General features: G+C 68.2%; 5 protein-coding genes. 1 reads left to right on the top strand and 4 read right to left on the bottom strand.

Features of this window, described 5'->3' with window-relative positions; all coding sequences use genetic code 11:
- Window positions 1–163: 163 nt before the first annotated feature.
- The 3 genes from J2Y70_RS03300 to J2Y70_RS03290 form a co-directional block, all read right to left on the bottom strand.
- The gene (locus J2Y70_RS03300; protein ID WP_309913191.1) at window positions 164–2,308 is read right to left on the bottom strand and encodes an EAL domain-containing protein; all 2,145 of its coding nucleotides are present in this window, start codon (window positions 2,306–2,308) and stop codon (window positions 164–166) included.
- Window positions 2,305–3,195, bottom strand: coding sequence for a phosphate/phosphite/phosphonate ABC transporter substrate-binding protein (locus tag J2Y70_RS03295; RefSeq protein WP_263398427.1), 891 nt, complete (start codon window positions 3,193–3,195; stop codon window positions 2,305–2,307). Before J2Y70_RS03295 ends, J2Y70_RS03300 begins: the two co-directional genes overlap by 4 nt.
- 239 nt (window positions 3,196–3,434) lie before the next feature.
- Window positions 3,435–4,193 (bottom strand): RNA methyltransferase, encoded by a 759-nt coding sequence (locus J2Y70_RS03290; RefSeq protein ID WP_309913188.1) that lies wholly within the window; start codon window positions 4,191–4,193, stop codon window positions 3,435–3,437.
- Between the two features lie 117 nt (window positions 4,194–4,310).
- Here J2Y70_RS03290 and J2Y70_RS03285 point away from each other — a divergent pair, with 117 nt between their 5' ends.
- On the top strand, window positions 4,311–5,138 hold the full coding sequence (locus J2Y70_RS03285; RefSeq protein ID WP_263397937.1) for an inositol monophosphatase family protein: 828 nt from the start codon (window positions 4,311–4,313) through the stop codon (window positions 5,136–5,138).
- Window positions 5,139–5,308: 170 nt separating this feature from the next.
- Here the strand turns inward: J2Y70_RS03285 and secF are convergent, their stop codons facing one another.
- Window positions 5,309–6,274, bottom strand: coding sequence for a protein translocase subunit SecF (gene secF / locus J2Y70_RS03280; protein ID WP_263397936.1), 966 nt, complete (start codon window positions 6,272–6,274; stop codon window positions 5,309–5,311).
- Between the last annotated feature and the right edge of the window lie 111 nt (window positions 6,275–6,385).

Here is a 6,385-nt window from a genome sequence, read left to right as displayed (position 1 = left end):
CCTTCGGGGGGGGGTTTGCGCCTCCTGCTATTCCCGGGGGGTAGCGCGGCTTTTCCCCCCCCGCCTGTCGCGGCGGTCCACCCCCCCCTCCTGCATTTCCTCGGCGCCGGTGTCGCGGCTGAAGCCGCTCCTACAAAAACGAGCGCAGTCGTTCGCGCTCCGCCTAGCCGCGCGGCACGCCCTCGTTGGCCAGCAACTGGCGGAACTCGGCGGCGCTGAGCGGATGGCTGAGCCAGAAGCCCTGCCCCAGTTCGCAGCCACGCTCGCGCAGCAGTTCGAACTGCACTTCCTGCTCGATGCCCTCGGCGACCACGGTAATGCCCAGCGAATGCGCCATCGCGATGATCGCGGTGGTCAGCGCCAGGTCGTCCGGATCGCGCTGCAGGTCGGCGACGAAACTCTTGTCGATCTTGACCCCGTCCACCGGCACCTGGCGCAGGTGGCTCAGCCCGGAGAAGCCGGTGCCGAAGTCGTCCAGCCAGACCTTGACCCCGGTGCGGTGCAGCCGCGCCAGCATGCTGGCAGCCTGCAGCTCGTCGCCGATCACCGCGGTCTCGGTCAGCTCCAGGTGCAGCTGCGCCGCCGGCAGGCCGGATTCGCGCAGGCAGTCGGCGACGATTTCCGGCAGGTCGCCGCTGCGCAACTGCCGCGGCGAGACGTTGACCGACACGAACAGGTCGCGGCTGCCGTCGAAGCGCTGCCACTGCATGGCTTCGTGGCAGGCCGCGCGCAGCACCTTGGGGCCGATGCTCTCGATCAGCCCGCTCTGTTCGGCCACGTCGATGAATACGGTCGGCGAGATCGTGCCCAGCGCCGGGTGCTGCCAGCGCAGCAGCACCTCCACCCCGACCATGCGCCGGTCCAGGGTGCGGAAGATCGGCTGGTACACCAGCTTCAGTTCGTCGCGGTCCCAGGCCCCGCGCAGTTCGTGCTCCATGTGCACGCGCCGCTCCACCGCATAGTCCATCGCGCGGCTGTAGAAGCGGTGGCAGTTCTTGCCGGCCAGCTTGGCCTGGTACATCGCGATGTCGCCGTTCTTCAGCAGCGCCGAGGCGTGTTCGGCATCGCCGGGATAGACGGTGATGCCGATCGAGGTGCCCATGAACACCTCGCGCTCCTGGATCCGCAGCGGCTCGCGCAGTTCCTGCACCAGGCGCTCGGCCAACCCGGTGGCGACCTGCACCACGTGCTCGGGCTCGTCCTCGACCAGGATCACGAACTCGTCGCCGCCGAAGCGCGCCAGCAGCGCGTCGTGCCCGCCCAACTGGTCCACTGCCTGCTGGATGCGCCGCGCGAACTGCAGCAGCGCCTCGTCGCCGGCCTCGTGGCCGAGGGTGTCGTTGATCCGCTTGAAGTCGTCGATGTCGGCGAACAGCAACGCCAGGCGCCGCTGCGAGGTGCGCGCGGACAGCATGCGATGGTCCAGCGCCTCGCGGAACGCGAGCCGGTTGGTCAGCCCGGTCAGCGCATCGGTGTAGGCCATGTGGCGCACGTCGCGGTCGTGGCGCGCGATCGCCTCGCTCATGCGCCCGAACGCGCGCAGCAGCTCGCTGACCTCGTCGCGGCGGCCGCTGTCGCGGCGTTCCACCACGTAGTCGCCGGCCTCGATCTGGCGTGCGGCTGCGGCCAGCCAGCGGATCGGCGCCACCAGCGTGCGCTGCACGTAGACCGCCACCATCACCGCGGTCAGCCCCAGCGCGGCCAGCAGCAGCAACAGCCAGCCCAGGTGCCGCTTGCCCAGCGCGTCCAGGCGCTGGTCCAGGTTCTCGCCGGCCTGGCGTTCGTAGACCAGCGCCCGCGCCCAGGACATGCCCACGCGCACCCCGCCCACGCGCTGGTCGCCGATCATGATCGGCATCGACACGTCGAGGATCTCGTTGGACTCCTGCGCCAGCAGGCCGTTGGCCTTGATCGCCGCCTCCGCCACCGGCCCGCGCATGCGCTGGCCGTAGCCGGGCAGATCGTCGCTGCCGTCGTGGATCAGGCGCCCGTCGGCGTCGTAGACCAGCACATAGGCCACGGCCACGTAACCCAGCGCCGAGCGCGCCTGGCTGCCGATCGCATCCAGGTCCGAGTAGTACACCGGATTGGCCAGCGATTCGGATAACTGCTGCGCCAGCGTCTCGCCGCGGCTGCGCATGCTGCGGTCGAACAGGCCATGGATCACGTTGCCGCTGAGCGTGCGCACTTCGTTCTGCATCGCCGCCTGCCGCTCCAGCATCAGCGCCAGGATCGCCAGGATCAAAACAGCGGCCACGCCCATCGCCAGCAGGAACCTGGCCTGCAATCCGAAGCGCAACGTCTTCATTCGACTTCCAGCTTGACCCGCGCGACGCCGGCGCGCAGTTGGTCCAGCCGCTTCTGCGAGGCCTGGTCCAGCGGATAGAAGCCGGACGTGCCGAAGAACTTGCGCAGCGCCGCACTGCCCTGCGGATCGTCGGCGGCCTCCAGCAACACCTCGCGCAGCCGCGCCTCCACCGGCGAGGCCAGGTCGCCGCGCACCATCTCCACCGCGCGCGGATACGCTTCGCTGCGGTAGATCACCCGGAAATCGCGGCGGAACGCGGGCGGAACGCGGCGGTCGTCGTCCCAATCCAGGTTGCTCAGCGCGCCGGCGTCCACCAGGTGTTTGTGCACGTAGGAGGCGATGTTGAGTTCCGAGCGCGCGAACACGTAGCCGACCGTGTTGGCCGATGCCTGGTCCTTCGGCGAGAGCAGGATCTCCGGGTGCAGGTCATGCTCGAGCAGGGTCATCATCGGCACCAGGTAGGCACTGGTGGACAAGGTGCTCTGCAATGCCAGGGTGCGGCCGCGCAGGTCGTCCAGCGAGTGCAGCGGGCCGTCGCGGCGCACGAAGAACACGGTGTGGTATTCGCGCACGCCGCCGCGTTCGGTCAGCAACAGCGGCCGTACCCCGCCGCGCTGTTGCAGCGCCATCGCGGTGGACGCGGTCTCGGTGACCCAATCGACGCGGCCGCGGCGCAGGTAGCTGCTCATCTGCTGGCTGTCGCGGGCCATCAGGATCTGCCCGGAGGTGATGCCGACGTCGCGCATGCGCGGCACCACGTAGTCCAGCAACGGCTTCAACTGCTCGTAGTGGGCCTTGGGGTTGTCGCTGATGCGTCCCAATACCAACACCGACGGACGCGCATGCACAGCCGCAGGCCAGTACATCGCCAGCGCCAGCCACACCATGACGATACGCCACCGCGAACTTTGCAAACCACATTCCCCATGTAGAGGCTATAAGCCTAGCCGAAAGCGTGATCCGGTGACAGCTTGTGAAGCCGGGACGCGGGACTGGGGACCCGGGACTCGGTGGTCATGGCACGGCAAGGAAGCGAACGTCCCATGCACCACGACAAGCGACTAGCCACCAAGGACTCGAAATCCCTGCTCTGCCGAGTCCCGAGTCCCCAGTCCCGAGTCCCGAATTAGCTGCGCGCCTGCCCGGCCAGGCGCGCCATGCGCTGCGCGTCGGACAGGATCCCGCGCAGCAGCCGCACTTCCTGCTCGGTCAGTGCGTTGCGCAGGAACAGCCGGCGCAGCTTGCGCATGGCCGAATCCGGCGCACGGCCCTTGTGGAAGTCGATGTCGTCCAGCGTCTCGGCCAGTTGCCCGAACATGCCTTCCAGTTGCGCGTGGCTGGCCGGTGTCTCGCGGAAACCGGGGTCCGGCGCCGGCGCCGGTTCCGCGCCGCGCAGCTGCGCCAGGCGCAGTTCGTAGGCCAGCACCTGCACCGCCGCGGCCAGATTGAGCGAGCTGAACGCGGGGTCGGAGGGAATGTGCACCGCCGCATGGCACAGCTGCAGTTCCTCGTTGGTCAGGCCGGTGCGCTCGCGGCCGAACACCAGCGCCACCTCGGCCTGTTCGGCGGCCGCGGCGACCAGCCGCTGCGCGCCGTCCGCCGGCAGCAGTTCCTCCAGCGATACCCGCCGGCTGCGCGCGGTGCAGCCGAGCACCAGCCGGCAATCGGCCACCGCCTCGGCCAGGGTGGCCAGCACCGGCGCCTGCTGCAGCACGTCCTCGGCACCGGCCGAACGCCGGTAGGCGTCCTCGTCGAGCGCGCGCTCCGGCGCCACCAGCACCAGCCGCGCCTGGCCCATGGTCTTCATCGCCCGCGCCGCCGCACCGATGTTGCCGGGATGTTGGGTACCGACCAGGACGAAGCGGATGCGGGCAGAAACGGTCATGGCAATGGAAGATGCGGAGCGAACGGGGCGTAGATGGTAAACTGTGCGGCCGGTCTTCGCGCCGGACCGCTCTTTTCCTCCGCCAGATCCTTCTCCGCCCTCTCGGGAGCCGTTGCCATGCAAAAACCCGCCGTCACCGTCATGGTCAAGGCCGCCCGCCTCGCCGGCAACGTGCTGCTGCGCCATATCAACCGGCTGGAAGCGCTGAACGTGGTGCAGAAGGACCGCATGGACTACGCCAGCGAAGTCGATGCCGACGCGGAGAAGGTGGTCATCAAGGAACTGCGCCGCGCCTATCCCGACTACGGGGTGATGGGCGAGGAAGGCGGCGTGCAGGGCGGCGGCCGCTACATGTGGGTGATCGACCCGCTCGACGGCACCAGCAACTACCTGCGCGGCTTCCCGCACTACTGCGTGTCGATCGCCCTGGTCGAGAACGGCGAGCCGATCGACGCGGTGATCTTCGACCCGCTGCGCAACGAGCTGTTCACCGCCAGCCGCGGCAACGGCGCGGTGCTCAACGACCGCCGCATCCGCGTCAGCGAGCGCAAGGACCTGAACGGGGCGATGGTCAACACCGGCTTCGCCCCGCGCGAGCGCAAGCGCACCACCGCCCAGCTCAAGTGCGTGGACGCGCTGATGGTGCAGGCCGAGGACATCCGCCGTACCGGCTCGGCTGCGCTGGACCTGGCCTACGTGGCCTGCGGCCGCACCGACGCCTACTTCGAGGCCGGCGTGAAGGCCTGGGACATCGCCGCCGGCGTGCTGCTGGTGCGCGAGGCCGGCGGCCGCATCACCGACTTCAAGGGCGCCACCCCGGGCCGCATCGACGATCGCGGCGCTCCGCAGTTCCAGATCGTGGCCGGCAACATCAAGGTCAGCGACGCCCTGCAGAAGCTGATCGTCAACACCGGGTATGCGGCGGAGTTCGACGCGAAGTTTTGATGGGGCCGGGATTGGGGAGTTGGGATTGGGGATTCGCAAGAGCGGCACCCCATCGCTGACCTTCCCCCCTTCACAAAACGAAAAAGCCGCGCAGATGCGCGGCTTTTTCGTTATGGAACCGGGAACCCGCTTTTGCGAATCCCCAATCCCAAATCCCCAATCCCGGCCACTCAGGGCCTGCGCGCCAGCGCCTCCACATCCTTGGCCTTCGGCAGCAGGTCCTGCTTGGTGACCTGGAACGGGCCGATCGACAGCAGCGGCACCGCCACGATCACCGAGGACACCACCACGATGACCGCGCCGATCATGTGGGTCAGCGCCAGGCCTTCCATCGAATTGCCGCCGTACAGGTACAGCGCCAGCGCCGACAGGAAGAACATCACCGCGGTGATCACGGTGCGCGACAGGGTCTGGTTGATCGAGCGGTTCAGCACTTCCACCGGCTCCACCCGCAGGCTGCGGAAGTTCTCGCGCACGCGGTCGAACACCACGATGATGTCGTTGATCGCAAAGCCCATCACCGACAGCAGGCCGGCCAGCACGGTCAGGTCGAACTCGCGGCCGGTGAGCGAGACGTAGGCCACCGTCACCAGCAGGTCGAACAGCGCGGTCAGGCTGGCCACCACCGCGAACTTCCACTCGAAGCGGAACGCGATGTAGATCAGGAAGCCGACCAGCATGAACACCGTCGCGTAGACGCCGTTCAGCGCCAGGTCCTTGCCGACCTGCGGGCCGACGAACTCGCCCGGCTTCACCGTCGCCGGGTTCTGCGCGGAGTCCACCGCCTTGTGTACCCGCTCGGCGAGGCTCTTGGCCACGTCCTCGTTGTTGTGCTCGCCCTGCGGCTGCAGGCGGATCACGACCTCGTTGCCGCTGCCGACGTTCTGCACCTGCGCGTTCTCGAAGCCGGCCGTGGCCAGCTGCTCGCGCACGTGGTCGATGTCCACCGGCTTCTGGAAGCTGGTCTGCACCAGCGCGCCGCCGGTGAACTCCAGCGCATAGTTGAAGCCCTTGGCGAAGATCACCCCGAGCGAGGCCACCGCCAGCACCAGCATCAGCACCAGGGTCGGGCGCCGCCAGCGCATGAAGTCGATCTTGGTGTCGTTCGGGATCAGATGAAGCGGGAAGATTTTCATGGAGACATGCTCTTCATAATTTGGACCCCGCACATGGCTGTGCGGGCTCTTGCGAAGGACTCGCATTTCCTGCCCCGCACCTGGATGTGTGGGCTATTGCGAGGGACTCGC

The sequence above is a fragment of the Xanthomonas sp. 1678 genome, assembly GCF_031455575.1.
Lineage (GTDB): Bacteria > Pseudomonadota > Gammaproteobacteria > Xanthomonadales > Xanthomonadaceae > Xanthomonas_A.
Note: the sequence above shows the minus strand (reverse complement) of the source record. Positions and strands in the feature narration are given on the sequence as shown.